The 25,275-nt window shown below is 72.0% G+C and carries 30 protein-coding genes; 17 read left to right on the top strand and 13 right to left on the bottom strand.

Annotated features, from left to right (window positions below; genetic code table 11):
• Positions 1 to 34 precede the first annotated feature (34 nt).
• Positions 35 to 2,473: an MMPL family transporter gene (locus ACZ3KJ_RS09845; RefSeq protein WP_467526355.1), complete on the top strand. Its 2,439-nt coding sequence runs from the start codon at positions 35 to 37 to the stop codon at positions 2,471 to 2,473.
• A gap of 1 nt (position 2,474) precedes the next feature.
• On the opposite strand, the gene ACZ3KJ_RS09840 is transcribed toward ACZ3KJ_RS09845, so the two are convergent.
• Positions 2,475 to 3,305, bottom strand: a complete 831-nt coding sequence (locus ACZ3KJ_RS09840; protein ID WP_467526048.1) for a TetR/AcrR family transcriptional regulator — start codon at positions 3,303 to 3,305, stop codon at positions 2,475 to 2,477.
• Positions 3,306 to 3,380: 75 nt separating this feature from the next.
• Positions 3,381 to 3,818 (bottom strand): VOC family protein, encoded by a 438-nt coding sequence (locus ACZ3KJ_RS09835; RefSeq protein ID WP_467526047.1) that lies wholly within the window; start codon positions 3,816 to 3,818, stop codon positions 3,381 to 3,383.
• A 146-nt stretch (positions 3,819 to 3,964) separates the two neighbouring features.
• On the opposite strand from ACZ3KJ_RS09835, the gene ACZ3KJ_RS09830 reads away from it, so the two are divergent.
• The 3 genes from ACZ3KJ_RS09830 (at position 3,965) to ACZ3KJ_RS09820 (ending at position 5,490) form a co-directional block, all read left to right on the top strand.
• Positions 3,965 to 4,429, top strand: coding sequence for a TM2 domain-containing protein (locus tag ACZ3KJ_RS09830; protein WP_467526046.1), 465 nt, complete (start codon positions 3,965 to 3,967; stop codon positions 4,427 to 4,429).
• Positions 4,422 to 4,832 (top strand): DUF2752 domain-containing protein, encoded by a 411-nt coding sequence (locus ACZ3KJ_RS09825; protein ID WP_467526045.1) that lies wholly within the window; start codon positions 4,422 to 4,424, stop codon positions 4,830 to 4,832. Before ACZ3KJ_RS09830 ends, ACZ3KJ_RS09825 begins: the two co-directional genes overlap by 8 nt.
• 397 nt (positions 4,833 to 5,229) lie before the next feature.
• A complete protein-coding gene (locus ACZ3KJ_RS09820; protein ID WP_467526044.1) occupies positions 5,230 to 5,490 on the top strand; it encodes a TM2 domain-containing protein in 261 nt (86 codons plus the stop codon).
• A gap of 78 nt (positions 5,491 to 5,568) precedes the next feature.
• On the opposite strand, the gene ACZ3KJ_RS09815 is transcribed toward ACZ3KJ_RS09820, so the two are convergent.
• From ACZ3KJ_RS09815 to ACZ3KJ_RS09795, 5 genes are all read right to left on the bottom strand, one after another.
• Positions 5,569 to 6,330 (bottom strand): succinate dehydrogenase iron-sulfur subunit, encoded by a 762-nt coding sequence (locus ACZ3KJ_RS09815; protein WP_467526043.1) that lies wholly within the window; start codon positions 6,328 to 6,330, stop codon positions 5,569 to 5,571.
• Positions 6,330 to 8,084 (bottom strand): succinate dehydrogenase flavoprotein subunit, encoded by a 1,755-nt coding sequence (gene sdhA / locus ACZ3KJ_RS09810; RefSeq protein ID WP_467526042.1) that lies wholly within the window; start codon positions 8,082 to 8,084, stop codon positions 6,330 to 6,332. The genes ACZ3KJ_RS09815 and sdhA overlap by 1 nt, the downstream gene beginning before the upstream one ends.
• A gap of 19 nt (positions 8,085 to 8,103) precedes the next feature.
• A complete protein-coding gene (locus ACZ3KJ_RS09805) occupies positions 8,104 to 8,586 on the bottom strand; it encodes a succinate dehydrogenase hydrophobic membrane anchor subunit (protein WP_389513515.1) in 483 nt (160 codons plus the stop codon).
• Positions 8,587 to 8,591: 5 nt separating this feature from the next.
• The gene (gene sdhC / locus ACZ3KJ_RS09800) at positions 8,592 to 8,972 is read right to left on the bottom strand and encodes a succinate dehydrogenase, cytochrome b556 subunit (protein WP_385064019.1); all 381 of its coding nucleotides are present in this window, start codon (positions 8,970 to 8,972) and stop codon (positions 8,592 to 8,594) included.
• Positions 8,973 to 9,224: 252 nt separating this feature from the next.
• Entirely contained in the window at positions 9,225 to 9,683 is a 459-nt protein-coding gene (locus tag ACZ3KJ_RS09795) for a 2-oxo-4-hydroxy-4-carboxy-5-ureidoimidazoline decarboxylase (protein WP_467526354.1), read from the bottom strand.
• A gap of 495 nt (positions 9,684 to 10,178) precedes the next feature.
• On the opposite strand from ACZ3KJ_RS09795, the gene ACZ3KJ_RS09790 reads away from it, so the two are divergent.
• Entirely contained in the window at positions 10,179 to 11,756 is a 1,578-nt protein-coding gene (locus tag ACZ3KJ_RS09790; protein WP_467526353.1) for a beta-N-acetylhexosaminidase, read from the top strand.
• Positions 11,757 to 11,912: 156 nt separating this feature from the next.
• Complete coding sequence (locus tag ACZ3KJ_RS09785) at positions 11,913 to 12,329, top strand: hypothetical protein (RefSeq protein ID WP_467526352.1); 417 nt, start codon at positions 11,913 to 11,915, stop codon at positions 12,327 to 12,329.
• 19 nt (positions 12,330 to 12,348) lie between these two features.
• Here the strand turns inward: ACZ3KJ_RS09785 and ACZ3KJ_RS09780 are convergent, their stop codons facing one another.
• Complete coding sequence (locus tag ACZ3KJ_RS09780) at positions 12,349 to 13,260, bottom strand: LysR family transcriptional regulator (protein ID WP_467526041.1); 912 nt, start codon at positions 13,258 to 13,260, stop codon at positions 12,349 to 12,351.
• A gap of 119 nt (positions 13,261 to 13,379) precedes the next feature.
• Between ACZ3KJ_RS09780 and ACZ3KJ_RS09775 the strand changes: the two genes are divergently transcribed.
• Positions 13,380 to 13,730 carry a DoxX family protein gene (locus ACZ3KJ_RS09775; RefSeq protein WP_467526040.1) on the top strand — a complete coding sequence of 117 codons (351 nt, stop codon included), beginning with the start codon at positions 13,380 to 13,382 and terminating at the stop codon, positions 13,728 to 13,730.
• A 9-nt stretch (positions 13,731 to 13,739) separates the two neighbouring features.
• Here the strand turns inward: ACZ3KJ_RS09775 and ACZ3KJ_RS09770 are convergent, their stop codons facing one another.
• The 4 genes from ACZ3KJ_RS09770 to ACZ3KJ_RS09755 are packed head-to-tail and all read right to left on the bottom strand — an operon-like array spanning position 13,740 to position 15,244.
• Entirely contained in the window at positions 13,740 to 13,943 is a 204-nt protein-coding gene (locus ACZ3KJ_RS09770; RefSeq protein WP_467526039.1) for a DUF397 domain-containing protein, read from the bottom strand.
• 29 nt (positions 13,944 to 13,972) lie between these two features.
• A complete protein-coding gene (locus tag ACZ3KJ_RS09765; RefSeq protein ID WP_467526038.1) occupies positions 13,973 to 14,167 on the bottom strand; it encodes a DUF397 domain-containing protein in 195 nt (64 codons plus the stop codon).
• Between the two features lie 29 nt (positions 14,168 to 14,196).
• Positions 14,197 to 14,388: a DUF397 domain-containing protein gene (locus tag ACZ3KJ_RS09760; RefSeq protein WP_467526037.1), complete on the bottom strand. Its 192-nt coding sequence runs from the start codon at positions 14,386 to 14,388 to the stop codon at positions 14,197 to 14,199.
• Between the two features lie 4 nt (positions 14,389 to 14,392).
• Complete coding sequence (locus ACZ3KJ_RS09755; protein WP_467526036.1) at positions 14,393 to 15,244, bottom strand: helix-turn-helix domain-containing protein; 852 nt, start codon at positions 15,242 to 15,244, stop codon at positions 14,393 to 14,395.
• 236 nt (positions 15,245 to 15,480) lie between these two features.
• On the opposite strand from ACZ3KJ_RS09755, the gene ACZ3KJ_RS09750 reads away from it, so the two are divergent.
• The 9 genes from ACZ3KJ_RS09750 (at position 15,481) to leuE (ending at position 23,068) form a co-directional block, all read left to right on the top strand.
• Complete coding sequence (locus ACZ3KJ_RS09750; protein WP_467526035.1) at positions 15,481 to 15,894, top strand: ATP-binding protein; 414 nt, start codon at positions 15,481 to 15,483, stop codon at positions 15,892 to 15,894.
• Positions 15,895 to 16,005: 111 nt separating this feature from the next.
• Positions 16,006 to 16,635, top strand: a complete 630-nt coding sequence (locus ACZ3KJ_RS09745) for an RNA polymerase sigma factor (RefSeq protein ID WP_467526034.1) — start codon at positions 16,006 to 16,008, stop codon at positions 16,633 to 16,635.
• Positions 16,636 to 16,693: 58 nt separating this feature from the next.
• A complete protein-coding gene (locus ACZ3KJ_RS09740) occupies positions 16,694 to 16,978 on the top strand; it encodes a hypothetical protein (RefSeq protein WP_467526033.1) in 285 nt (94 codons plus the stop codon).
• Entirely contained in the window at positions 16,960 to 17,373 is a 414-nt protein-coding gene (locus tag ACZ3KJ_RS09735; RefSeq protein ID WP_467526032.1) for a DNA-binding protein, read from the top strand. Before ACZ3KJ_RS09740 ends, ACZ3KJ_RS09735 begins: the two co-directional genes overlap by 19 nt.
• A gap of 387 nt (positions 17,374 to 17,760) precedes the next feature.
• A complete protein-coding gene (locus ACZ3KJ_RS09730) occupies positions 17,761 to 18,420 on the top strand; it encodes an RNA polymerase sigma factor (RefSeq protein WP_467526031.1) in 660 nt (219 codons plus the stop codon).
• A complete protein-coding gene (locus ACZ3KJ_RS09725; RefSeq protein WP_467526030.1) occupies positions 18,420 to 19,760 on the top strand; it encodes a hypothetical protein in 1,341 nt (446 codons plus the stop codon). The genes ACZ3KJ_RS09730 and ACZ3KJ_RS09725 overlap by 1 nt, the downstream gene beginning before the upstream one ends.
• 376 nt (positions 19,761 to 20,136) lie before the next feature.
• Positions 20,137 to 21,717 (top strand): acyl-CoA mutase large subunit family protein, encoded by a 1,581-nt coding sequence (locus ACZ3KJ_RS09720; RefSeq protein WP_467526029.1) that lies wholly within the window; start codon positions 20,137 to 20,139, stop codon positions 21,715 to 21,717.
• A gap of 91 nt (positions 21,718 to 21,808) precedes the next feature.
• A complete protein-coding gene (locus ACZ3KJ_RS09715; protein WP_467526028.1) occupies positions 21,809 to 22,390 on the top strand; it encodes a Uma2 family endonuclease in 582 nt (193 codons plus the stop codon).
• Positions 22,391 to 22,420: 30 nt separating this feature from the next.
• Positions 22,421 to 23,068, top strand: a complete 648-nt coding sequence (gene leuE, locus ACZ3KJ_RS09710) for a leucine efflux protein LeuE (RefSeq protein ID WP_467526027.1) — start codon at positions 22,421 to 22,423, stop codon at positions 23,066 to 23,068.
• Positions 23,069 to 23,077: 9 nt separating this feature from the next.
• Here the strand turns inward: leuE and ACZ3KJ_RS09705 are convergent, their stop codons facing one another.
• A complete protein-coding gene (locus tag ACZ3KJ_RS09705) occupies positions 23,078 to 24,547 on the bottom strand; it encodes an FAD-dependent oxidoreductase (RefSeq protein WP_467526026.1) in 1,470 nt (489 codons plus the stop codon).
• 73 nt (positions 24,548 to 24,620) lie between these two features.
• Here ACZ3KJ_RS09705 and ACZ3KJ_RS09700 point away from each other — a divergent pair, with 73 nt between their 5' ends.
• Entirely contained in the window at positions 24,621 to 25,271 is a 651-nt protein-coding gene (locus ACZ3KJ_RS09700; RefSeq protein WP_467526025.1) for a TetR/AcrR family transcriptional regulator, read from the top strand.
• The last annotated feature ends 4 nt before the right edge of the window (positions 25,272 to 25,275 follow it).

Raw genomic sequence — 25,275 nt, 5'->3', positions numbered from 1 at the left:
CGATCGGCGAAGAAGGAGACTGGGCGTGGCGGCATTGGCACGCTGGTGCTATCGGCACCGGCTGGTGGTCCTGTTGTTGTGGGTGGGGGCGCTGTTCGGCCTGGGGTTCTCGGCCTCGACGGCCGGCACGGACTACGCGAACGTCTTCTCCCTCCCCGACACGGACTCCAAGAAGGCGTACGACCTGATGGAGAAGGCGTTCCCCGCGCGCGCGGGCGACACCGACACGGTCGTGTGGAAGGTCGACGAGGGCTCGGTGCGCGACGAGGACGTACGGTCCCGGATCCAGCCCGCGCTCGACGAGATAGCGGACATGGCGGGCGTCGGCGGTGTCACCGGCCCCTACGCGGGGCCCGAGGGCGCGGCGCAGATCAGCCGTGACGGGCGGACCGCGTACGCCCAGGTCACCTTCACCGACCAGGCGAACGCCGTCCCGAAGGAGCTCGTCGAGGACGTCGTCGACACCGCGCGGGACGCCGGCCGCGACGGTCTGCGGGTGGAGCTGGGCGGCCAGGCGATCCAGCGGGTGCAGGAGCCGCCGACCGGACTGGCCGAGATGGTCGGCCTCGCCGCCGCCGCGATCGTGCTGTTCCTCGCGTTCGGCTCGCTGTTCTCGATGCTGCTGCCGATCGCGGTGGCGGTCTTCGGCGTGGGCATGGGCCTGTTCGGCACCCAGCTCCTCAGCCACGTCACCGACGTCCCCGACCTGGCCCCGCTGCTCGCCTCCCTCATCGGCCTCGGCGTCGGCATCGACTACGCCCTGTTCATCGTCACCCGGCACCGCAAGGGCGTCCTGCGCGGCCTGGACCCCGAGGAGTCGGCGGTCACCGCCCTCGACACCTCGGGCCGGGCGGTGCTGTTCGCGGGCGGCACGGTGTGCATCGCGCTCGCCGGGATGCTGGTGACGAACCTGCGCTTCCTGGACGGGGTGGTCATCGGCACCTCCCTGACGGTCGTCCTGAGCGTGCTGGCGGCCACCACCCTGCTGCCGGCGCTGCTCGGTTTCCTCGGGCCGCGCGTGCTCAGCCGCCGGCAGCGGCGCCGGCTCGCCGCGCGGGGCCCCGAGGAGGAGAGGGCGAGCGGTCCGGCGGCCCGCTGGTCCGCGGGCGTGCAGCGCCGGCCCCGTACGGTCGCCGTGCTCGCCCTCGCCGTGATGGCCGTGCTGGCCCTGCCGGTGCTCTCGCTGCGCCTCGGCGCCACCGACCAGGGCAACGACGACACGACCACGACCACCCGGCAGGCCTACGACCTGCTCGCCGAGGGCTTCGGACCGGGCTTCAACGGCCCCCTCCAGGTGGTCGTGTCGGACGGCGACAGCACGGCCCTGGTCCAGGGCATCGAGGACGCGCCGGGCGTCGCCCGGGTCGCCGCGCTGCCGCCCGCCCGGGGCGTCACCGTCATCCAGGTGGTGCCCACGACCTCGCCCCAGTCCGAGGAGACCGACGCCCTCATCGACCGCCTGCGCGACGACGTGATCCCGCGGGCGGGGGCCGAGGCGCACGTCGGCGGGGTCACGGCCGTCTCCAAGGACTTCGCGACCGTCACCGGCGACCGCCTGCCCCTGTTCGTCGCGACCATCATCGGCCTGGGCTTCCTGCTCCTGCTGGTCGCCTTCCGGTCCCTGGTGGTGCCGCTGACGGCCGCCGTGATGAACCTGGTCGCGGCGGCGGCCTCCTTCGGCGTCCTCGTCGCGGTCTTCCAGTGGGGCTGGGGCCTGGACCTGCTCGGGCTCGGCAAGGAGGGCCCGGTCAACGCGTTCCTGCCGGTCATCATGCTGTCCCTGCTGTTCGGGCTGTCCATGGACTACCAGGTGTTCCTGGTCAGCCGGATGCACGAGGAGTGGGTGCACACGCGGGACAACGCGCGCGCGGTGCGCGTCGGCCTCGCCGAGACCAGCCGCGTGATCAACTCGGCGGCGCTCATCATGGTCTGCGTGTTCCTCGCGTTCGTGCTGAGCGGCGACTCGGGCGCGGCGATGGCGGGCGTGGGCCTGGCGGCCGCGGTCGCCCTGGACGCCTTCGTCCTGCGCACGGCCCTGGTCCCGGCCGCGATGCACCTGCTCGGCGCGTCCAACTGGTGGCTGCCGGCGTGGCTGGACAAGCGGCTGCCGCACCTGGCGGTGGAGCCCGGCGAGCAGGCGCCGCGGCCCGCGCCGGCCGGCGGTCCGGCCTCGGTGGTCCACGGCTTCGTACGGGACGCGGCCGGCGAGCCGGTCGAGGGCGCGGCGGTCACCCTGATGTCCCAGGGCGGACGCCGGCTGGACCGCGTCACCTCCCTCGCCGACGGCTCCTACATCCTCGCCGTCCCGGCGCCGGGGGCGTACCTGGTGGCGACGACGGCGCCCTCGTACGCCTCCCTCGCACGGCACGTGGTGATCACCGACGAGCCGCTGGTCCACGACGTGGACCTCACGGAGCCGTCGGGGGACGAGGTGGGCGAGGCGGACGAGGTGGACACGGTGAACCGGGCCTGAACTAGGCGCCGTCCGTGCCCTCCGTGCCCTCCGTGCCCTCCACGTCGTCCGTGTCGTCCGCCGGGCCCGGTGCGGTCTTCCGCGCCGGGTCCGGCAGGGCCCTCGTCATGCCGGGCAGGAAGTCCGTGAACAGCTCGTGCACCTCGTGGACGAGGGGCCGCAGCACCCGGAAGCGGGACAGGGCCACGCCCCGCGCGGTCAGCCGGGCGCCCCGCTCCGCGAGCCGGTAGCTGCGCTCACGGCCCTCCGTACGGTCGAAGATCCAGTACAGGACGAGCCCCATGTGGGAGAGCCACATCAGCTCGGGCAGCACCTCCCGCAGCTCCTCCGGCACCTTGGTCCGTGTCGCCCCCGCCAGCACCTCCTTGTGGACGCCGATCGCCTCCACGCGCGCGTGCTCCGACTCCGGGGAGAAGGGGCTGAGCGGGCTGTCCGGGTCGGCGGCGTTCTTGAAGAACTGCACGGCGAACTCGTGGTACGGCGTGGCCAGGTCCAGCCAGGTCCGCAGCACGCCCGCCAGCCGTGCCTCCAGTCCCGTCTCCCGGGCCAGCACCTCCCGGACCGCCTCCCGGTGCTCGGCGGCGAGCCGGTCGTAGAAGCCCTGGATCAGGTGCTCCTTGCCGGCGAAGTAGTAGTAGGCGTTCCCGACCGAGACCCCGGCCTCCTGGGCGATGGCCCGCATCGTCGTCCTGTCGTACCCGCGCTCCTGGAACAGCCGCATCGCGGTCTCCAGGATCAGCGCCCGGGTCTGCTCGGACTTGGACCGTGCGGCGGCCCCGTGGCTCTCGGTCGGGGGAGCGGCCTCACCGGGGCCGTCGTGGTTCGCGGACACGACGTGAGCCTAACGACTCCGCCTGTCACCGCCCGCGCGGGCCGCCCGCGCGGGCCGACCTGGCGGGCCCGCCGGCTACGCCCTCACCCCGCCCGCCGCGGCCCGACCGCGTCCCAGCTCCGGGCGCTTGGAGTAGTCGGTGAAGCCGAGGACGTTCCCCCACGGGTCGGCGACCTCGACGGTCCAGCCGGTGGCCACGGAGAACGGCTCGTCGAGCGGCGGAACGCCGGCGGACGCCAGCCGGCGGGCCGCCGCCCGCGCGTCCGGCACCTCCAGCCAGACGCGCGGCGCGGCCCACGGCGGCGGCCGGTGCGTCAGCGCCTCCTCCTCCCGCAGCAGGATCCCGGGGGTCTCGCCGCCGACGTCCAGCAGCGCGATCCCGGCCTCGTCGAAGCGGAACGCGACCGCGAACCCGGCCCGTTCGTAGAAGCCCACGGCCTCGCCGAGGTCCCCCACGGGCAGCAGGACGTTGTCGAAGCCGAGCAGGTCGTAGGACAACTGGTCATCTGACATACCGTCAGGGTACGTGCGCGGGTCCCCTTCCCCGCCGAGGACGTGCCCGGAGCCCCTGACTTCTCCGGGGCCCGATCCTTCGGGCAAGATGACCTGAACTCACTTGTGTGTTCCATCCGATCATCAGGTCTCGGGGAGAAGCCACCGTGTCCGAACAGCCGCAGCAGCCGCAGCAGCCCCCGCAGCCGGGGTACGGGTATCCGAACGCCGGTCAAGGGCCGTACGCGGGCGGCCAGGCCGGTCCCTACGGCTACCCCCAGGACGCCCAGCAGCAGGCCTACCAGCAGGGCTATCAGCAGGCGGGCTACCCGCCCCCCGGTTACCAGCAGCCCGGCTACCCGCCCCCCGGCTACGGCGTGGACCCCAACGCGCCCTACGGCTACGACCCGTACGGCCGCCCGTACTCCGACAAGTCGAAGATCGTCGCGGGCATCCTCCAGCTCTTCCTGGGCTCCTTCGGCGTCGGACGGTTCTACATCGGCCACGTCGGCCTGGGCCTCGCCCAGCTGTTCACCTGCGGCGGGCTCGGGTTCTGGGCGCTCATCGACGGCATCATCCTGCTGACCAGCAGCGACAAGACCGACGCCCAGGGGCGGGTCCTGCGTGGCTGACGCGGTGGGCGGGGACCGTACGTCCGTGCTGCGGCACCCGGCGGCGGCACCCCTCGCGGTGCTCGCCGCCGGCGCGGCCGGCTCCGCCCACCTCTACGTCACCGACCCCCACGAGCCCGGGCACCTGCTGCCGCAGTGCCCCTTCCGGTTCGTCACCGGCCTGCTCTGCCCCGCCTGCGGCGGCACCCGCATGGTCTACGACCTGATGCACGGTGACCTCGCCCAGGCCTGGCTCGACAACCGCGCCCTGCTGCTCGCCGCACCGTTCGCGCTCGCGCTGCTGGGGCGGTGGATGGCGGAGGGGCTGCGCGGGAGGCGCTGGCGGCCGCAGCTCGGCCGGCCCGCCCAGGCCGTCATCCTCGGCCTGGCCGTCCTGTGGACCGTCGCCCGCAATCTCGTCTAGCTCACGGCCTCCGGGGCATGACCCTCCGGGTCACGGCCTTCCGGGTCACGGCCTTCCCGGTCACGGCCTTCCGGGTCACGGCCTTCCGGGTCACGGCCTTCCGGGTCACGGCCTTCCGGGTCACGGCCTTCCGGGTCACGGCCTTCCGGGTCACGGCCCTCCGGTCCACGGCCCTCCGGTCCACGGCCCTCCGGATCGCTGGACTCTAGATCACGGAATTAGAACGAAAGTTCTCCCCCACTCCCCTTCGCCCCACAGCTCTCCCTAAGCTCACGGCTCACAGGGGGGACGTTCCTGCATGTCCATGCACGGCAGGGGTACGTGAGCGGTTTTCGGGCAGCATCTCGTCGCATCCCTCCTGGAGTCCCCGTTTCGCAGTCATCCAGGAGCAGTTCACATGAGCGTCACCCCTGAGGCCCCCTACGGCGTCGACCCCAAGGGTCGTCCGTACTCCGACAAGTCGAAGATCGTCGCCGGTATCCTCCAGATCTTCCTGGGCAGCCTCGGCATCGGCCGTTTCTACGTCGGCTCCGTCGGCGTGGGCGTCGCCCAGCTCCTCACCTGCGGTGGCCTCGGCCTCTGGGCGCTGATCGACGGCATCCTGTTCCTCACCAGCAACGACCGCACCGACAAGCAGGGCCGCGTCCTGCGCGGCTGAGCCGGTCCGGCGCACACACGCCGAGGGCCCCGCTCCGTGCTGGAGCGGGGCCCTCGGCGTGTCGGAGGCGTCCGGACCTCAGAAGCGGCGCGTGATCAGCGCCCGCTTCACCTCCTGGATCGCCTTCGTGACCTCGATACCGCGCGGGCAGGCGTCCGTGCAGTTGAACGTGGTGCGGCAGCGCCACACGCCGTCCTTGTCGTTGAGGATCTCCAGGCGCTGCTCGCCGGCCTCGTCACGCGAGTCGAAGATGAAGCGGTGCGCGTTGACGATGGCCGCCGGGCCGAAGTACTGGCCGTCGTTCCAGAAGACCGGGCACGACGACGTGCACGCGGCGCACAGGATGCACTTCGTGGTGTCGTCGAACCGCTCGCGGTCCTCGGCCGACTGGAGCCGCTCACGCGTCGGCTCGTTGGTGTCCTTCGTGATCAGGAAGGGCATCACGTCCCGGTACGCCTGGAAGAACGGCTCCATGTCCACGACCAGGTCCTTCAGGACCGTGAGGCCCTTGATGGGCTCGACCGTGATCGGCTTCTCGGGGTTGATGTCCTTGATCAGCGTCTTGCACGCGAGGCGGTTCTTGCCGTTGATCCGCATCGCGTCGGAGCCGCAGATGCCGTGCGCGCAGGAGCGGCGGAAGGTCAGCGTGCCGTCGACGTCCCACTTGATCTTGTGGAGGCCGTCGAGGACGCGCTCCTTGGGGTCGATCTCCAGCTGGAAGTCTTCCCAGGTCGCCTCCGCCGAGACCTCCGGGTTGAACCGGCGGACCCGGAAGGTGACGGTGATGTAGGGAGAGGCGGCGGACTCCGCCTCGACCTTGTCCAGAACGGGGGTTGCCATCAGTACTTACGCTCCATCGGCTGGTAGCGGGTCTGGACGACCGGCTTGTAGTCGAGGCGGACGGTCTCGGTGCCGTCGTCGCCGACCTCGCGGTACGCCATGGTGTGGCGCATGAAGTTGACGTCGTCCCGGTTGGGGTAGTCCTCGCGGTAGTGACCGCCGCGGGACTCCTTGCGGGCGAGGGCGGACACGGCCATGACCTCGGCCAGGTCGAGCAGGTTGCCCAGCTCGATGGCCTCCAGCAGGTCGGTGTTGAACCGCTTGCCCTTGTCCTGGATCGACACGTTCCGGTAGCGCTCGCGCAGCTCGGCGATCTTCTCGACGGCCGTCTTGATCGTCTGCTCGGTGCGGAACACCATGACGTTGGCGTCCATGGTCTCCTGGAGCTCGCGGCGCAGCTCCGCCACCCGCTCGTTCCCGGTCGAGCCGCGCAGCCGCTCGATCTGCTCCACCACGAGGGACTCGGGGTTCTCCGGCAGCTCGACGAAGTCGGCCTTCTGGGAGTACTCGGCGGCGGCGATGCCCGCGCGCCGGCCGAACACGTTGATGTCCAGCAGCGAGTTGGTGCCCAGGCGGTTGGCGCCGTGCACGGAGACGCAGGCGACCTCGCCGGCCGCGTACAGGCCCGGGACGACCGTGGTGTTGTCGGCGAGCACCTCACCCTCGACGTTCGTCGGGATGCCGCCCATCGCGTAGTGCGCGGTGGGCTGGATCGGGATCGGGTCGGTGTACGGCTCGATGCCCAGGTAGGTGCGCGCGAACTCGGTGATGTCCGGGAGCTTGGCGTCCAGCTGCTCCGGCGGCAGGTGGGTGAGGTCCAGGTAGACGTGGTCGCCCTCGGGACCGCAGCCGCGGCCCTCGCGGATCTCCGTGTAGATGGAGCGGGATACGACGTCGCGGGAGGCGAGGTCCTTCATGACCGGCGCGTACTTCTCCATGAAGCGCTCGCCGTCCTTGTTGCGGAGGATGCCGCCCTCACCGCGGGCGCCCTCCGTCAGCAGGATGCCCATGCGCCAGATGCCGGTCGGGTGGAACTGGAAGAACTCCATGTCCTCCAGCGGCAGCCCGCGACGGTAGACGGCGGCCTGGCCGTCACCGGTCAGCGTGTGCGCGTTGGAGGTGACCTTGAAGAACTTGCCGCAGCCGCCGGAGGCGTAGATGACGGCCTTCGCCTGGAAGACGTGGATCTCGCCGGTGGCCAGCTCGTACGCCACCACACCGGCCGAGCGCTTGACGCCGTCGACCTCGGTGATCAGCTGGTCGAGGACGTAGAACTCGTTGAAGAACTCCACGCCCTCCTTGACGCAGTTCTGGTACAGCGTCTGGAGGATCATGTGGCCGGTGCGGTCGGCCGCGTAGCACGAGCGGCGGACCGGGGCCTCGCCGTGGTTGCGGCTGTGACCGCCGAAGCGGCGCTGGTCGATCGTGCCGTTCGGGGTGCGGTTGAACGGCAGGCCCATCTTCTCCAGGTCGAGGACGGAGTCGATGGCCTCCTTCGCGAGGATCTCGGCGGCGTCCTGGTCGACCAGGTAGTCACCGCCCTTGACCGTGTCGAAGGTGTGCCACTCCCAGTTGTCCTCCTCCACGTTGGCCAGCGCGGCGGCCATGCCGCCCTGCGCGGCGCCCGTGTGGGAGCGGGTGGGGTAGAGCTTGGTCAGGACCGCGGTGCGGCTGCGCTTCGTCGACTCGATGGCCGCGCGCATACCGGCGCCACCGGCGCCGACGATGACGGTGTCGTACTTGTGGATCTTCATGATTCTCGCAGCCCCGTGCCTAGCGGATGTTCGGGTCGAAGGTGAAGATCACCAGCGTGCCCAGCAGGATGGTGAACACCGTGGCGGTGTAGAGCAGGCCCTTCAGCCACAGCCGGGTGTTCGCGCGCTCCGCGTAGTCGTTGATGACCGTGCGCAGGCCGTTGGCGCCGTGCAGCATGGCGAGCCACAGCATCAGCAGGTCCCAGACCTGCCAGAACGGGGACGCCCAGCGGCCGGCCACGAAGGCGAAGCCGATCTTGGAGACGCCGCCGTCGAGGACGAGCTGGATCAGCAGGTGGCCGATGACCAGGACGACCAGCACGACGCCGGAGAGGCGCATGAACAGCCAGGCGGCCATCTCGAAGTTGCCCCGGGTGGACCGCGGGGTCTTCTTCGTGCGCTTGCGCGGGGCCTCGATCACGGGCGCCGGGTTGTCGACGTTGTAGACGGAACCGCCCTCGACGGGGCCGACTCCGGAGGCGGGGGTTTCAGTGGTGGCCATCGGTCTCAGCTCCCGAACAGTTCACGAGCGGCGTGGCCGAGGACGGGGTAGATCGCCCCGAGCATCAGCACGATCCAGATGCCGGCCACGCCCCAGAACATCTGCTTCTGGTAGCGCGGACCCTGGGACCAGAAGTCGACGGCGATGACGCGCAGGCCGTTGAGAGCGTGGAAGAGGATGGCGGCGACGAGGCCGTACTCCAGGCACGCGACGAGCGGGGTCTTGTACGTGGCTACGACCTTGTCGTAGTCCTCGGGGGAGACACGCACGAGTGCGGTGTCCAGCACGTGAACGAACAGGAAGAAGAAGATGAGGACGCCGGTGACTCGGTGAGCCACCCAGGACCACATTCCTTCCCGGCCGCGGTACAGCGTTCCAGCCGGCACGGAAGAACCCTCCGGGAGCGGGGACTGGGGCCTGCCGGCTTCGGTGTCGGACGGGCCCGGCCGGGTACGGTCCACCGGCCCCCAGCATCGTAGCGACGTGTGCCTGTGGCGCTTACAGCGGGCCTACCGGTGTGATCAAAGTGGCACGCGGATGGGCGAGCGGCCGGCGCTTCTGGGGCGGGGTGTCCGGGTATCCGCCGATGCGGTGTCCTGGTGGCCGGTCGCGCCCATGTGGCGGCGGCCGTGGGCCGGTTACGGCCTCGCGCCCCCGAGGCGGGCCGTCAGCCGTCCTCGCGCGGTGCGCCGGAGCTCCTCCGCCGCGACCTCGCGCTCCTTCTCGGGATCGTTCGTCAATCGTGACCGGATGGCCTCGAGGACGTGGTCGAGGGTTTCCTCGGGCGGGGTGTCACCGAGATAGAGGACGAACACGTGTCCGAAGCGGGCCTCGTACGCGGCGTGGGCCGCGTCCAGGGCCATGTGCGCCGCCTCGTAGGTGTTCTCCGGGAGGGGCGGCAGCGTCTCCGCCGCGAGGGCCCGGGCCAGGTCCCCCGGGGCCAGGTCGTAGGCGGCCTCGTCGGACGCGGCGAGGAGGGCGTCCGGGGTGGGGTAGGGGCGGTGCGCGGTGACGCGCCGGGCCCAGCTGGGGCTGTGGAGGCAGGAGAGGAGCGTGTGGTGGGCCTCCTCGGCGGACGCGGTGTTGAACGCCTCCAGCGGATGCGCGGCGAACGGCTCCGGTGGGCGGGTGTCGAACGCTTCCGGCGGATGGGTGGCGAAAGGCTCGGACGGACGGGTGTCGAACGCCTCCGTCGGGTGAGCGTCGAACGCCTCCGCCGGATGCGTGGTGAACGCCTCCGTCGGGCGTGCCGGGGGAGAGGTCCTGGTCTGCTCCGGCAGGGTCGGTATGGCGATCCGGCCGGAGGAGCGGGAGAGGCGGTGCGCAGGCAGCGTGGATCCTCGCGTCACGAGTGGTGTGGCAGGGGATGCGGTGAAAGGTGTGGCGCTACGTTATCGAGAGTGCTCATGACGTGTCCGACGCTTGCCCGAATTTCACTCGAACGAGAGAGTTTCGGAGGATGCGGTGGACCCCTTCCGCGCGCTTCGATCGGCCGGGAGTCGTAGGTTGGCGGAGTGAGCAGGCACAGGCACAGGCATCGGCGCCGGGCGCCGGAGAGGACCCCGCAGCCCCAGGTCGTCCGGCGGGCCCTGCTGGCCGGCGCCCTCGTCGTCGTGATCGGCGCGGGCGCCGGAGTGTGGGCCTCCGGGGACGGCGGGACACGGGCCGGATCGGCACAGGCGCGGACGGCCGGTGACCGGACCGGCACCGGGGCGGCGGCCGCTCCCACCCCGACCCGGACGTACGCCCTCTCCCAGACCCCGCGGACCATCCCCGCCGTCCGCGCCCACACCCCGGCCCGCGGCCCAGGGTGGCGGCCGGCCGACGGGCAGCGGGTGGTGGTGAGCGACGCCGACCTCGCCGACGAGGGCCGGCTGATCGCCGGTGAGCTGGGAATGTCGTACGCGGGCCAGAAGGACGACGTGAAGGCCGGCGACCTGCGGCTGGCGCTCAACGACGACGAGGGCGCGAACCCGGAGTCGTACACCATGACCGTGCGCGGCGGGCGGGTGACGGTCAGCGGGCCGTCCGACGAGGGGGTGTTCTACGGCACGCGCACGCTGAAGCAGGAGGTGCACGGCGGCGGCACGGCGCCGGAGGGCGTCGTGCGGGACGAGCCGGCCAAGCCGCGGCGCGGGTTCATGCTGGACATCGCGCGCAAGCACTTCACCGCCGACTGGATCGAGGACCGGGTGCGCGAGCTCGGCGACCTCAAGTTCAACGAGATCGGCCTGCACTTCTCCGACGACCAGGCGTTCCGGATCCAGTCCGACACCCACCCGGAGATCGTCTCGACGCCGCACCTGACCAAGGCGCAGGTGAAGAAGATCGTCGACCTCGCGGCGAGCCGGCACATCACCGTCGTGCCGGAGATCGACTCGCCCGGACACCTCGGCGCCGTCCTCGCCGCCCACCCCGAGCTCCAGCTCAAGAACGCCCAGGGAACGGCGACCCGCGGCGCGATCGACATCTCCAAGGACGCCTCCGGCGCCCTCCTGGACGACCTGCTGGACGAGTTCGCCGGGCTGTTCACCGGCGGTCAGTGGCACCTCGGCGGCGACGAGTACCAGGCGCTGACGGTGTCCGACCCGGCCGCCTCCTACCCGCAGCTCGCCACCGCCGCGCGGGACACCTACGGCTCCGGCGCCGGCGTCGCCGACCTCGCCACCGGCTGGCTCAACGACCGCGCCGACACCGTCCGCGCCCACGACCGCACCATGCGCGCCTGGAACGACGGCTTCTACGCGGGGACCTCGGTGAAGCCCGCCGACGACCTGGTCGTCGCCTACTGGACGGGCAAGGAGATCGGGGCGCGCAAGCCGGTGGAGTACCTGAGCGCCGGCCGCAAGGTCCTCAACTACAACGACGAGTACCTGTACTACGTCCTCGGCGAGCCGCAGACCTTCGTCTACCCGACCGGCGAGCGCATCTACGAGCAGTGGACGCCCCGGGTCCTGCGCGGCACCACGGCCGTCCCGGCGGGCTACGACGCCCAGATCCTCGGCGGCTCCTTCGCGGTCTGGTGCGACCTGTCGAACTCCCAGACCCAGGACCAGGTCGCGGCGGGCATCCGCATGCCGCTGCGCGCCACCGTGCAGAAGCTGTGGGACCCGGGCACGCCGTCGCTGTCCTGGACCGAGTTCACGGCACTGGCGGACCGGCTGGGCTGAGGCGGCGGCGGTGCCCCTCCTGTGTCCGTGCTGCGGGGGAGCTGAGGTGGACCTGCGCGCGTCCTGGGAACGCCTCTGACCAGGAGTGATGGAGAGAGGACGGACGACACTCCGCCCTCTATGACCAGCGCGGGGACGCATGATATGACCAGTGCGATGACGCAGGCGACGACGCAGCAGAAACCTTTCCTCCAGCCCCAGCAGGCCGGCCGGCCGAACGCCGCGACGAAACCCGCCCGGTGGGCGGCGGACGCCGTGGCCACCCTGCCCGAGGGCGCGCGGGCGCGCCTGGACTTCTCGGCGCAGAGCCTGTGGCGCGTGGACCGCCTCATCGGCGACCTGCGCCGCGAGGACAGGCCGTACGGCGCCGTGGAGTCCGTGCTGCGCGGGCTCGGCGCGTACGCCGGTGAGGTGATCGTCCGGCGGGCCGGCGGCGAGTGGTGGGCGACGGGCGGCGACCACTGGGTCCGCACACCCGACGGCCGCCTGTGGGACCCGATCGACGAGGCCCGCCGCTGCTTCGCCGGACACGGCTCGCTGCGGCTGCTGTGCCGGGACGCGACGGGCGGTTAGGCAGTTCCGGCCCTGTTGGTCAGACGGTGGTCTCCTCCGGCCGCGGTCTGTTGTCCCGGCAGCAGCGGACGAAGTCCTGGACGACGGGGTCGGTGTCGTCGGCGCGGGACCACGCGACGCCGACCCGACTGGGGCTGACGCCGCCGACGGGGCGGTAGGTGATGCCCGGGCGGGCGTAGAAGCGGGCGGCGGACGCGGGGGCCAGGGCCATGCCGTAGCCGTTGGCGATCGCGCTGAGCCAGTCGTCCGGCCGGTCGGTGACGGCGCCGACGCGGACCGGGTGGCCCTCGCGTTCGCCGGTGGCCAGCCAGTGCTCGCGCCACCAGCCCGTTTCGGGCGGGGCGGCCACGAACGGCTCGTCCCACAGATCCCGGAAGGGGATCACGTCGCGGGCGGCGAGGGGGTGTCCGGCGGGGAGGGCGACCCAGCGGGCTTCGGTGAACAGCACCTCCGTCCGCAGGGCGTCCTGGCCGGGGAAGGGCAGCCGCAGCAGGGCCACGTCGACGTCCCCGTCGACCAGTCCGGCGTTGGGACGCGACCAGGCCGCCTGCCGCATGTCCACCCGCCAGCCCGGCCGGTGTCGGGTGAAGTCCGCGATGATGCGCGGAGTCGCCTCGTTGGCGGCGCTCGCCAGGAAGCCGACCCGCAGCACGCGGGCCGCGCGGCCGGCCGCGCTCCTGGTCTCCCGCAGCACCCGGTCCCACTCGGCCAGCAGGGCGGGCGCCCGCTCACTCAGGACCCGGCCCGGTTCCGTGAGCGCCATCCCGGTGCGGGACCGCGTGAACAGTCGCGCTCCCAACTGGGCCTCCAACTGCCTGATCTGCTTGGTCAGCGCCGGCTGGGACACGAACAGCCGCTCGGCGGCGCGGGTGAGGGTCCCCTCCTCCGCCACGGCGACGAAGGAGCGCAGCAGACGCGTGTCCACATCCATGCCGCCAGGTTATAGACGCAGGTATTGGACGTCACCCGGAGCCTCGGAAAGGCTTGTCGCGGCAAGTACGCACGCAGGGCTCGCCGCCCCCCGCTGGGCTCGACCGAAAGGCGAGGCACATGTTCACCGCTTACGTCGTCATCACCGTCGCCACCGTCCTGGCCAACGCCGGAATGGCCGTCGCGGACTTCTCGCGGGCCGAGTTCGTCGTCGCCAACTCGAGCGAAGTGGGTGTCCCGCGGACCTGGATCCCATGGCTCGCCGCGCTCAAGCTCGCCGGAGCCGCCGGCCTCCTCCTCGGGCTCGCGGGCGCCACGGCCATCGGCGTCACCGCCGCGACGGGCCTCGTCCTGTTCTTCGTCGGCGCGGTCGGCGTACACGTCCGTGCGCGCGTCTTCCACAACATCGCGTTTCCGGGCGGCTACCTGGCCCTGGCCGTGGCGTCGCTCGCCTTTGCCGCCGCGCGATAGAGACTTCCGCTACAGGCCATACCGGGGGTTCTGCTTCAGTGCCTGGAGGAAGGGAGTGAAGGCGGTGGTGGGGAAGGTGAGGGTGGCGCGGGTGGGGGTTTTGGAGTCGCGGATGGATATGTGGGGGTGGTGGTGGGCCACTTCCACGCAGGCGTCGCCCTGACCGCCGCCGGAGTAGGACGACTTCTTCCAGGTGTCGGGGGCGGCGATCATCGGCTTCTCGGCTCCTTCGCGACGGGTGGCTAGTGGGGGTTCCGCTTCAGGGCCTCGATGAAGAGGGTGAAGCCGATGGCGGTGAAGGTGAGGGGGGCACGGGTCGGGGCTTTGGAGTCGCGGACGGCGACGGTGCAGCGGTGGTCGGATATCTCCACGCAGTTGTTGCCGTCGCCGCCGCCGGAGTAGGACGACTTCTTCCAGGTGTCGGGCGTGACGGTCATCGGCTTCTCGGCTCCTTCGCGACGGGCGGCTAGCGAGGGTTCTGCTTCAGTGCTTGGAGGAAGGGGGTGAAGGCCGTGGTGGGGAAGGTGAGGGTGGCGCGGGTGGGGGCTTTGGAGTCGCGGATGGATATGTGGGGGTGGTGGTGGGCCACTTCCACGCAGGCGTTGCCGTCGCCGCCGCCAGAGTACGACGACTTCCGCCAGTTGCCGGGGGTCATCATGGCCTCACAGCTCCTTCGCCAACCTGTGGATGAAGTCACGGGAACGCACGGGTTCGAGCGATGCCGCCTCCACTCTACGGAAGAGCGTTCTAAAGACGTTGAGCTGCGCTGCGGAGTCGGCGAACACCGTTCCATGAGGGGTGTCCTGCACCACGGTGTCCAACTCCGGGACGTCGGCGCCCGCGTACACGATGACGCTTCCGAGAGGGGCGAAGCTCTCCAGGTCGAAGGGGACGATTCGTACGGTGATGTGGTCGGCTTCGGACAGTTCCAGAATGCGCGTGAGCTGAGCCCGCAAGGTGGTGCGGCCGCCGACTCGGATGCGTAGCGCCGCCTCATGGATCACCGCTTTGTACGGGACAGGTGCCGGATCTTCGATGATGACGCGTCGCTGCATGCGATGCCGGACGCGCAACTCAAGGTCCTCCTGCGGCAGTTCCGGAACCCGGCAGGAGAAGAGCGTCCGTGCGTAGTCCTCCGTCTGGAGGAGGCCGGGGATGTGCAGGAAGTCCATGTCCCAGCGGTATGCGGAGTGGTGCTCCAGCTCGGAGAGGTCGAGGAACGACGTGGGCAGGAGGCCTCGGTACTTCTCCCACCAGCCCTGAGTCCGGTCGCTGGCCATGGCCGCGAGCGCTTCGATCAACTTCTCGTCGGTGCAGGAGTATTGAGCGGCGAGCCGTCGTACGCGCTCGCTGCTCACGCCCGCCGTGCCGAACTCGATCTGGCTGATCTGAGCCGAATCCGTGCCGAGCAGCGCGGCGGCCTCGCGCCCCTTGAGGCCTGCGGCCTCTCGTAGTTTCCGCAGCTCGGAGCCCAGACGCTCCTGGCGTGCGGTGGGCTGCTTCCTGCGCGCCATACGGGCCTCCTCGCGCCGCAACTGCCCCACGGCAGCACCTCTTTCGAGGGGGAGATTATGGCAACGACTTGCACGGTCCCAAATTATGGCCCTACCGTCAGTGACGCGACGCACACACAGCGGAACGCCGGGACCCCCGGAAGCGCACCGCCCCGTCCTGCCATGACGGCCGCGGCAAGGACACCGCCCGCCGACCGCCACCCCCCAACCTCGTATCACCGAAACGGAGTTCACTCATGCACGAGAAGGACACCGACTCCTGGGAGTACTCCCTCCACGTCCCCAACGACCCCCGCGCCGTCACCGTCAGCCGCCACACCCTCCGTGCCGTGCTGACCCTCCACGGGCTCGCCGGTCCGATCGACACCGCCGAGTTGCTCGCCACCGAGCTGGTCGCCAACGCCGTAGGACACCAGAAGGGACCGGCCGCCCTCCGGGTCCGCTGGCGGGAGGGGGTGTTGCGGATCGGGGCGTGGGACGCGGATCCGGAGCCGCCGGGGGCGCCGGGGAGGTTCGAGGAGTTGGGGGACGCGGAGGAGGGGCGGGGGCTGGCCATCGTGCGGGCGTGCTCGGACCTGTGGGGCTGGCAGCCGCTGTCACGGCTCGGGCACCGCGGCAAGTACGTGTGGTGCGAGCTGGCCGGACTGTGACAGATCCGTGCGGCGGGACGCTGATCACGACGGGGGTGTGGACGCGGCTCGACCGTGGACACGGTGGGCGCCGCGCACCCACCGGACACTCCGCACGGACGAGGACGGTTCTTGGGCCAGGGAGGGGAACCCCGGCGTGCGCAGGCGTACGACGGGGAACTGGGCGCGGCCGTGGCACGGGCCCAGGAGGGGGACGAGGCCGCGTTCGCGGTCGCCTACCGGATCGTGCACCCGGGGCTGGTGGGCTATTTACGCGGCCTGGTCGGCGACGACGCCGAGGACGTCGCCTCCGACGCCTGGCTGGAGATCGCCCGGGACCTGGGACGGTTCCAGGGGGACGGCGCGGGGTTCCGGGGCTGGACCGCCACCATCGCCCGGCACCGTGCGCTGGACCACCTGCGGCGACAGCGGGCGCGGCCCCGGGCGACCGCGCTCGAACAGGACCTGCTCGAACTGCCCGGCCCGCACGACACCCACGACCAGGCACTGGAGAGGCTCTCCACCGAACGGGCCCTGGAGCTGGTGCGAGGGCTGCCGCGCGACCAGGCCGAGGCGGTGCTGCTGCGGGTCGTGGTCGGACTGGACGGGCCCACCGCCGCGCGCGTCCTCGGCAAGCGGCCGGGCGCGGTGCGGACGGCCGCCCACCGGGGGCTGAAACGGCTCGCCCGCCAATTGGGCGTCGACGAGGTGACGGTCGACGATGCTGTGACCGACGACGGAGGGGCTCGGGAGTGCCCCTGACCGCTGTCGGGTCGGGCAGGACTTTCTGGATTCCTACTTGTTTGACACAATCGCTTCCATGTCTGAGACGACGTACGGCATCGGAGAGGGGCCGGCGACCCGGGTCAGCCTGTCTCTGCCCGAGGGAACCGCGGAGGCGATCCGGGCCCGGGTCGGTAAGCGGGAGTTCTCCGCGTTCATCGCTGCGGCCGTCGAGCGGGAACTGAGGGGGCAGGTGCTGGACGAGTACCTGGCCGATTACGAGAGCCGCAAGGGGCCGGTGTCCGGGCAGGCGCAACAGCGGGCGCGGCAGGTCTTCGACGAGGTGTTCGCCGAGGAAGACCAGTGGCCCGCCGCAAGCTGAGTCACGAGGGGACGCTGGTCCTGGACAGTGAGGGGCTCTCCAAGCTGCTCGCTGATGACGAGACCGTGGTGGCCCTGGTCGCGGAGGCGCGCTCGCGCGGCATGGAAGTGGTCATCTGTGCGCTCACCATCATCGAGGCCGTGCACGCCCGCACCGACAAGGCGCGGCTGGGCTGGCTGCTGTCCGGCCTTCGCGTGATCCCGGTGGGTGACGAGGAGGCGAAGGCGGCCTCGACCCTGTTGATGGGAGCCGGCCTGCACGGTCACGAGTACGCCATCGACGCGGCCGTGGCCGAGGCGGCGCTACGGCAGCAGCGGCCTGTCGTCATGCTGACCTCGGATGTCGAAGACATGACCAAGCTCTGTGGGGAACGGGTCCGTCTCGTCGCCGTGTGAGCTGTCGGCGTGACGTCTTCTCAAGGTCGGCTCGGCTTCCCTGCCTGGGCGTTCGGCGGTGAACCGAGGCAACGGCCGGGGCCGCCACCCCCCACAGGAGAGGCCCCGGCCGTCGCGCGGCACGGGCCGCGCGGCGGCCCGTACTCCCTACAGCGCCGTGCGTGCGTTTTCTGTCACACCCCGCGCCCGCCCACCGCGTCACACGTCCCTCGCACCTTGTCCGGACATGGACGGCCGACGGTTTCAGGTCGTAACGTGCCTTTCGCGCCGGACGGCGGAGCGGTGTGACCACCGTGACCACCGTGACCACTACGGGCCGCGACCACCCGCGGGCCGCGACCGCCTACGGGCCGGTCACACCCGCAACCATCGACCGAGGACCACGACGTGGGGGACGACGCGGAGCTGACAGCCGCGGTGCTCGCGGCACAGCACGGAGACGAGACCGCGTTCCGGGCCGTGTACCGCGCGGTGCACCCGCGGCTCCTCGGGTACGTCCGCACGCTCGTCGGCGACCACGACGCCGAGGACGTCGCCTCCGAGGCCTGGCTCCAGATAGCCCGGGACCTGGAGCGGTTCAGCGGCGACGCCGACCGCTTCCGCGGCTGGGCCGCCCGTATCGCCCGCAACCGCGCCCTGGACCACGTCCGGATGCGGGGCCGCCGCCCGGCGATCGGCGGCGACGAGACGGAGCTGACCGGCCGGGCCGCCGACTCCGACACCGCGGGGGAGGCCCTGGAGGCGCTCGCCACCGGTCGCACCCTCGACCTCATCGCCCGGCTGCCGCAGGACCAGGCCGAGGCCGTCGTCCTGCGGGTCGTGATGGGCCTGGACGCCAAGACCGCCGCCGAGACGCTCGGCAAGCGGCCCGGCGCCGTCCGGACGGCCGCGCACCGCGGACTGAAGAAGCTCGCCGAGCTGCTCGGCGACGACCCGGAAACGGCCGGTGTGCTCCACACCCCGCCGCCCCAGCGAGGACCGCGCACGCGCGCGGCGACGTCCGCCGGTGTGACGCCTGCGCTCGCGCGGACGCAGAAGGACATGTGATGGCCGACGAGCGCTGTGTCTTCCCGGGGGACGGGCAACCCCCCGGCGGTTCCGCCCCGGCCCGCGGTCCCGGCCCGGAACGCGGCTCCGGCCGCCGGCTGGACCGGGCCGCGGTGGAGCGTCTGCTGAACGGGGACGCCCCCGACAACGCTGTCGGTCCCGCCCACCGCGACGAGGCCGAACGGCTCGCCCGTACCGTCGGCGCCCTCGCCGCGCTCGCCGCCGGCCCCGCCCCGGCCGACGGCGAACTCCCCGGCGAGGCCGCCGCCCTGGCCGCCTTCCGCAAGGCCCGCGCCGAGCGCGTGCCCCAGCCGGCGGTCTCCCCGACGGCCTCCCCGGCCCTCCCCGCGACGGCCTCCCCGGCCCTCCCCGCGACGGCCGCCGCGGACCTCGGCGGCGACGGACGCCCCGGCCGGGCGGCGGCGGCACCAGCCGCACTTTCGGCGGCCGGGCACGGCGACCACGCCGACGACGGCGGGCTGATCCGCATCGGCGGACGGCGCGCGCCGGACGGCCCTCGCCGCCGCCGTCACCCCGTACGCCTCGGGCTGGCCGCCGCGCTGGCCGTCGGCATGGCCGGCGGGGTCGCCGTCGCGGCCGGTACGGGCATCCTGCCGACCCCCTTCGACGGCACCGGCCCGGGACCCGCGTCCTCCGTCTCGGGCGCCGCGACCCCCGGCCCGGACCGCCCGCTCGTCTCGCCCCCGCCGGACGACGGCGAGGGCGGCGCGACCGCCTCCGACGGCACCGCGAGCGGCACCCCGGCACCGGACGCCGAGGGGACCGCGCAGGGCACCGGCGACGACTCAGCCGCCCGCGGCACCGGGGACGGCCGGAGCTGGCCCAGCGGCGTGACCTCGGCCTGCCGCGACGTCCAGGACGGCCGCCGGCTGGACGCCGACCGCCGCAGCGCCCTGGAGGAGGCGGCGGGCGGTTCCTCCCGCGTGTCCTCGTACTGCGCGCAGGTCCTCGACACGACCGGCGGCCAGGACTCCGGCACCGGCGACGACCGCGACACGTGGGACAGCCCGGCCGGGAGCGGCACGAGCAGCGGCCAGGACCGCACGGGCGACGGCGACGAGCAGGGCGACGACGGCGACCAGGGCATCACGGGCGAGCAGAACGACGACGGCGGCGGAGCCGGCCAGGACACCGGGGACGGCGAGGACAGCGGCGGCGGGAAGAGCGGCAAGGACACCGGTGCGGACAACGCGAACGGTGAGTCCACCGCGTTCCACGGCACCAGTGCGTCGGGTACGTCCCGTACCTCCGGTGAGTCGGGTGTGTTCCGTGGTGCCGGTGGGTCTGCCGGCTCCGGTCCGTCCGGCGCCTTCCGGTGATCCCACCCCGCCTCTCCCGCCGTTCCCCGACCCTCTGCAAACCCTTCTGACCTGCTGTTTCTCCGTTGCCGAAAAAACTTCGGCCCAGGGTGTGACGTTTTCCGCGGCCGTGACGCAGTACAGAGTGAGCCGACTGGTCATCGGCCCCTCGCACGAGCCGGGGTTCCCCCCGTACCCGCGGCTTGTGCACCCGGCGCGGGCGGGACACGTTCCCCCGGTCCCGCCCGCGCCGAGAACCCCTCCTCGAGAAGCCCTCCCCGAGAACCCGTCCCCGAGACGACGGCCCCGGGCGCGCGCCGGGATGACGGCACGCGTCCGGCCCGGCATGGTGGTGACTGACCGATCCGCACGATCGCTCAGCGGGAGGCATCACACCATGGCGCGCGAGTCGGAGTCCGGACTGCCGATCGAGCCGGTCTACGGGCCGGCCGCCCTGGACGGCTGGGACCCGGAGCGGAAACTGGGGGAGCCGGGGGCGTACCCCTTCACCCGGGGCGTCTACCCGTCGATGTACACGGGCCGCCCCTGGACGATGCGGCAGTACGCGGGGTTCGGCACGGCGACCGAGTCCAACGCCCGCTACCGGCAGCTCATCGCCCACGGCACCACCGGCCTGTCGGTCGCCTTCGACCTGCCCACCCAGATGGGCCACGACTCCGACGCGCCGATCGCGCACGGCGAGGTCGGCAAGGTCGGCGTGGCGATCGACTCGCTCGACGACATGCGGGTGCTGTTCGACGGCATCCCGCTGGACCGGGTCTCCACGTCGATGACGATCAACGCCCCCGCGGCCCTGCTGCTGCTCCTGTACCAACTGGTCGCCGAGGAACAGGGCGTCGCCGCCGACCGGCTGACCGGCACGATCCAGAACGACGTGCTGAAGGAGTACATCGCGCGCGGCACGTACATCTTCCCGCCCCAGCCCTCCCTGCGCCTGACCGCGGACATCTTCCGCTACTGCCGGACCGAGATGCCGAGGTGGAACACCATCTCGATCTCCGGCTACCACATGGCCGAGGCGGGCGCCTCCCCCGCGCAGGAGATCGCGTTCACCCTCGCCGACGGCATCGAGTACGTCCGTACGGCGGTCTCGGCCGGCATGGACGTCGACGACTTCGCCCCCCGGCTGTCCTTCTTCTTCGTGGCGCGCACCACCCTCCTGGAGGAGGTCGCCAAGTTCCGTGCCGCGCGCCGGATCTGGGCGCGGGTGATGAAGGAGGAGTTCGGGGCGGAGAACCCGAAGTCGATGATGCTGCGCTTCCACACGCAGACGGCGGGCGTCCAGCTGACGGCGCAGCAGCCGGAGGTGAACCTGGTGCGGGTGGCGGTGCAGGGCCTGGCGGCCGTGCTCGGCGGCACCCAGTCCCTGCACACCAACTCCTTCGACGAGGCGATCGCGCTGCCGACCGACAAGAGCGCGCGGCTGGCGCTGCGGACGCAGCAGGTGCTGGCGTACGAGACGGACGTGACCGCGACGGTCGACCCCTTCGCCGGGTCGTACGTCGTCGAGAGCATGACCGACGACGTCGAGGCGGCCGCGCTGGAGCTGATGCGGAAGGTCGAGGATTTCGGCGGGGCGGTCGCGGCGATCGAACGCGGCTTCCAGAAGTCCGAGATCGAGCGCTCCGCCTACCGCATCGCCCAGGAGACCGACAGCGGCGAACGGACCGTGGTCGGCGTCAACCGCTTCCGGCTCGACGCGGAGGAGCCCTACGAGCCCCTCCGCGTCGACCCGGCCATCGAGGCCCGGCAGACGGAGCGGCTGGCGAGGCTGCGGGCGGAACGCGACCGGGCGGCGGTCGACTCCGCCCTGGACGCCCTGCGGAAGGCGGCGGAGGGCGACGACAACGTCCTGTACCCGATGAAGGAGGCGCTGCGGGCCTGGGCGACGGTGGGGGAGGTGTGCCACGCGTTGCGGGGGGTGTGGGGGACGCATGTACCGGCGGATGCGTTCTGAACCGGGTGATTACCCCGTGTGGGTGATCACCGGAGGAAGGCGGCACGTCCCCGGACGCCCTCCTGAAGAGTGCTCCCGAAAGGAGGTCGTCGTGACTGTGACAGAGCGCCAGATGACGATCGCCGAGGCCGCCGACCGTGTTTCCGGCTGGCTGCCCGGACATCGGGCGGAGATCATTCGAGGGAGCCTCATCGTGTCACCACCGCTGGACGAGTCGCATCAGGGAACGGTGTTCGAGGTCGGCTACCAGATCCGGCGGGCCGGAGCGAAGGAGGCCGGTCTCAAGGTGCGCCCCGGGATCGGCCTGTGGTTGCCGACAGGGCCGGCGGACTACGCGATTCCGGACCTGTCGATCGTCGAGGCCGGCATCGGTGACGCTCTCGTCCAGAAGAACTGCTACGCACCGCACGTATTCCGCCTGGTGCTGGAGGTCACCTCCTCCCACTGGGCCGACGACACACTCAGCAAGCCCGAGGTCTACGCCGAGGCCGGGGTCCCCGTCTATGTGGTGGCCGACCGCAAGCACGCCGAGGTCCTCGTGTTCACCGACCCGGCCGACGGCAAGTACCCCGCCCCCCTCCGCTACGAGCGAGGCCAGTCGGTCCCCCTCCCCGAGTCGGTCGGGATCACCCTGGAGCTCTCCGTCGACCTCCTCCTGGACGGCGAGAACTGACGGTCGTACGCCCGTGCGACACTCGTTCGCATGTTCGGCGTCATTGATCTCCCCACCTACCTGGCAGGCCTCGTCCTGATCGTCCTCCTTCCCGGGCCCAACTCCCTGTACGTGCTCTCCGTCGCCGCCCGGCGCGGTGTGCGGGCCGGGTACACCGCCGCGGCCGGGGTGTGGTGCGGCGACACCGTCCTGATGACGCTGTCCGCCGCCGGTGTCGCCTCCCTCCTCCAGGCCAACGCCGTGCTGTTCGGGATCGTGAAGTACGCGGGTGCCGGATACCTGACCTGGCTGGCGGTCGGCATGCTGCGGGCCGCGTGGGGGATGTGGCGGGAGCGGCGCGAGCCGGCCGCCGAGCGGCCCGAGGCCGCCGCTCCCGACGAGCGGCCCTTCCGGCGGGCCCTCGTCGTCAGCCTCTTCAACCCCAAGGCGATCCTGTTCTTCGTCGCCTTCTTCGTGCAGTTCGTCGACCCCGGATACGCCTACCCGGCCCTGTCGTTCGTGGTCCTGGGGGCGTTCGCGCAGCTCGCCAGCTTCCTGTACCTCAGCGCGCTGATCTTCAGCGGGACCAGGCTGGCGGACGCCTTCCGGCGGCGCAGGCGCCTCTCGGCGGGGGCCACCTCGGCGGCCGGGGCCCTGTTCCTCGGGTTCGCGGCGAAGCTGTCCCTCGCGAGCTCCTGACCGGGCCGGCTACCGGCGCGGACCCGGCTCCGTGACGTACGCGACGTACGCCGCGAGGTCCGCCGGCTCGTCACCGGCCCAGCCGACGTACCCGTCGGGCCGGACCAGGAACCACCCGGCCCCGTACCACTCCGGGGCGGCACCGCGGACGACACGCACCTCGTCCCCCGGGCCGTCCCCCAGACCGTCCCCGAGGCCGTCCCCCAGGTCCGGGACCTCACCGGTGGTGTCCAGCGCGAGCAGCGTCCAGTGCGGTCCGCGGAACGCGTCGAAGAGCCGTACGCCGCCCACCCTCCCGTCGGGTGCGCGGTCACCGGCCCGCACCGGGCCCGGGGCCGTACGGGTCTCCCGCGACAGCGACGACTCCCGGTAGCCGAGGCCGAGCTGACGCGTCGCCTCCCCGCGCCGGGTCTCCCCCCGGTGGATGCTCGTCGACAGGCCGAGCACCTCGGCGGCGACCGGGCGCCGCTCCTCCTCGTAGGTGTCCAGCAGGGCGGCCGGGGCCTGCCCCCGCAGGACCGCCGCCAGCTTCCAGCCCAGGTTGTACGCGTCCTGCACGCTGGTGTTGAGGCCCTGCCCGCCCGCGGGGGAGTGGACGTGCGCGGCGTCCCCCACGAGGAAGACCCGCCCGTCGCGGAAACGGTCCGCCAGCGCCGCCCGGGGACGGAAGTCCGACGCCCAGCGGACCTCGGTCACATCCTGCGGGGCGAGGTGCGTGCGGGCGGCGACGACCGCGCGGATGCCGTCGGGGGAGAGGTCCACCGGCGTCCCCTCCGCGAACCGGGCCACCAGCTGGAAGTCGTCCGTGCCCGCCAGCGGGCAGAGGGCGAGGAAGCCGCCGTCCTCCCCGCTCGGCGGGAAGATGTGCCAGTTGTCGCGGTCCAGGCCGGCCACCCGCACGTCCGCCACCAGCGTCGGGCTCGGGTCGACCGTCTCGCCGGTCATGCCGATGCCGAGCGCCCGGCGCACGGCCGAACGGCCCCCGTCGGCGGCGACCACGTACCGGGCGCGGACGTCGCCGCCGGAGGCGCAGTGCGCCGTCACCCCCGTCGCGTCCTGCGCGATCCCCGTCACCTCGCGCCCGAAGGCGACCTTCCCGCCGAGTTCCTCCAGACGCGCCCGCAGGATCTCCTGCGTGCGCCACTGCGGCACCATCCACGCCTCGTCGTAGGGGGATTCCTCGGTCGGCTCCACCGGGTCGAACATGTGGTGCTCGCCCGCCCGCCGTCCGTCCTGCCAGATCATCCCGACCGGATAGCCGCCGCCGGCCGCCCGGATCGCGCCGAGGACGCCGAGGTCGTCGAAGACCTCCATCGTGCGCGGCTGGAGCCCCTTGCCCCGCGAGCCGGGGAACAGCCCGTCGGCCCGCTCGACGAGGACCGCGTCCACCCCGCGCCGGGCCAGTTCGATGCCCAGGGCCAGCCCGCTCGGGCCCGCGCCCACGACCAGCACGTCCGTCTCGTGCGCGTACGCCGTCATACGACCACTCTCCTTAACGCTGTTAAGTGCCGTCGGTCGCAAGGGTGTCCTTAACGGCGTTAAACTGTCAAGCGTGACTCCCGAACGACGCGCCCCACTGGACCGGAAGCAGGTGGCCGACACCGCGCTGCGGCTGCTCGACGAGGTCGGCCTGGAGGGACTCACCCTGCGGGCCATCGCCCGTGAGCTGGACGTCAAGGCGCCCGCCCTGTACTGGCACTTCAAGGACAAGCAGGCGCTGCTCGACGAGATGGCGACGGAGATGTACCGCCGCATGGTCGCCGGAACGCCCCTCGACCCGGGCGACACCTGGCGGGAGCGGCTGCTGAAGGCCAACCGCGGACTGCGGGCGGCGCTGCTCGGCTACCGCGACGGCGCGAAGGTCTTCAGCGGCTCACGCTTCACCGGCGTCGAGCACGCCGAGCAGATGGAGGACAGCCTGCGCCTCCTCACCGCCGCCGGCTTCCCCTTCGACCGGGCCGTCCGCGCGACCACCACGACCTACCTGTACACCCTCGGTTTCGTCACCGAGGAACAGGGCGTCCTCCCCCGGCCCGGCGAACGGAGCGAGGGCATCGACCTCGACGAGCGCGCCCGGATGATGGCCGACTTCCCCCTGGCGGCCCGGGCGGGCACGGAGATCTTCACCGACTACGACCGGCACTTCGAGGAAGGGCTGGCGATCGTCCTCGACGGGATCGCGGCGCGGTACGGGATGCCGTAGGGGG

Source organism: Streptomyces sp. NPDC003248 (genome assembly GCF_055563235.1).
The sequence above is the reverse complement of the archived record's forward strand: the minus strand, read 5'-3'. Positions and strand labels throughout refer to the sequence as shown.

Bases quoted from the DNA above. Each gene is read 5' to 3' on its own strand.
- ACZ3KJ_RS09705 (WP_467526026.1), bottom strand. From the start codon at position 24,547: ATGACGGCGTACGCGCACGAGACGGACGTGCTGGTCGTGGGCGCGGGC.
- ACZ3KJ_RS09780 (WP_467526041.1), bottom strand. From the start codon at position 13,260: ATGGATGTGGACACGCGTCTGCTGCGCTCCTTCGTCGCCGTGGCGGAG.
- leuE (WP_467526027.1), top strand. From the start codon at position 22,421: ATGTTCGGCGTCATTGATCTCCCCACCTACCTGGCAGGCCTCGTCCTG.
- ACZ3KJ_RS09720 (WP_467526029.1), top strand. From the start codon at position 20,137: ATGGCGCGCGAGTCGGAGTCCGGACTGCCGATCGAGCCGGTCTACGGG.
- ACZ3KJ_RS09785 (WP_467526352.1), top strand. From the start codon at position 11,913: ATGACGCAGGCGACGACGCAGCAGAAACCTTTCCTCCAGCCCCAGCAG.
- ACZ3KJ_RS09750 (WP_467526035.1), top strand. From the start codon at position 15,481: ATGCACGAGAAGGACACCGACTCCTGGGAGTACTCCCTCCACGTCCCC.
- ACZ3KJ_RS09805 (WP_389513515.1), bottom strand. From the start codon at position 8,586: ATGGCCACCACTGAAACCCCCGCCTCCGGAGTCGGCCCCGTCGAGGGC.
- ACZ3KJ_RS09815 (WP_467526043.1), bottom strand. From the start codon at position 6,330: ATGGCAACCCCCGTTCTGGACAAGGTCGAGGCGGAGTCCGCCGCCTCT.
- ACZ3KJ_RS09740 (WP_467526033.1), top strand. From the start codon at position 16,694: ATGTCTGAGACGACGTACGGCATCGGAGAGGGGCCGGCGACCCGGGTC.
- ACZ3KJ_RS09775 (WP_467526040.1), top strand. From the start codon at position 13,380: ATGTTCACCGCTTACGTCGTCATCACCGTCGCCACCGTCCTGGCCAAC.
- ACZ3KJ_RS09725 (WP_467526030.1), top strand. From the start codon at position 18,420: ATGGCCGACGAGCGCTGTGTCTTCCCGGGGGACGGGCAACCCCCCGGC.
- ACZ3KJ_RS09765 (WP_467526038.1), bottom strand. From the start codon at position 14,167: ATGACCGTCACGCCCGACACCTGGAAGAAGTCGTCCTACTCCGGCGGC.
- ACZ3KJ_RS09755 (WP_467526036.1), bottom strand. From the start codon at position 15,244: ATGGCGCGCAGGAAGCAGCCCACCGCACGCCAGGAGCGTCTGGGCTCC.
- sdhA (WP_467526042.1), bottom strand. From the start codon at position 8,084: ATGAAGATCCACAAGTACGACACCGTCATCGTCGGCGCCGGTGGCGCC.
- ACZ3KJ_RS09835 (WP_467526047.1), bottom strand. From the start codon at position 3,818: ATGTCAGATGACCAGTTGTCCTACGACCTGCTCGGCTTCGACAACGTC.
- ACZ3KJ_RS09770 (WP_467526039.1), bottom strand. From the start codon at position 13,943: ATGATCGCCGCCCCCGACACCTGGAAGAAGTCGTCCTACTCCGGCGGC.
- ACZ3KJ_RS09820 (WP_467526044.1), top strand. From the start codon at position 5,230: ATGAGCGTCACCCCTGAGGCCCCCTACGGCGTCGACCCCAAGGGTCGT.
- ACZ3KJ_RS09760 (WP_467526037.1), bottom strand. From the start codon at position 14,388: ATGATGACCCCCGGCAACTGGCGGAAGTCGTCGTACTCTGGCGGCGGC.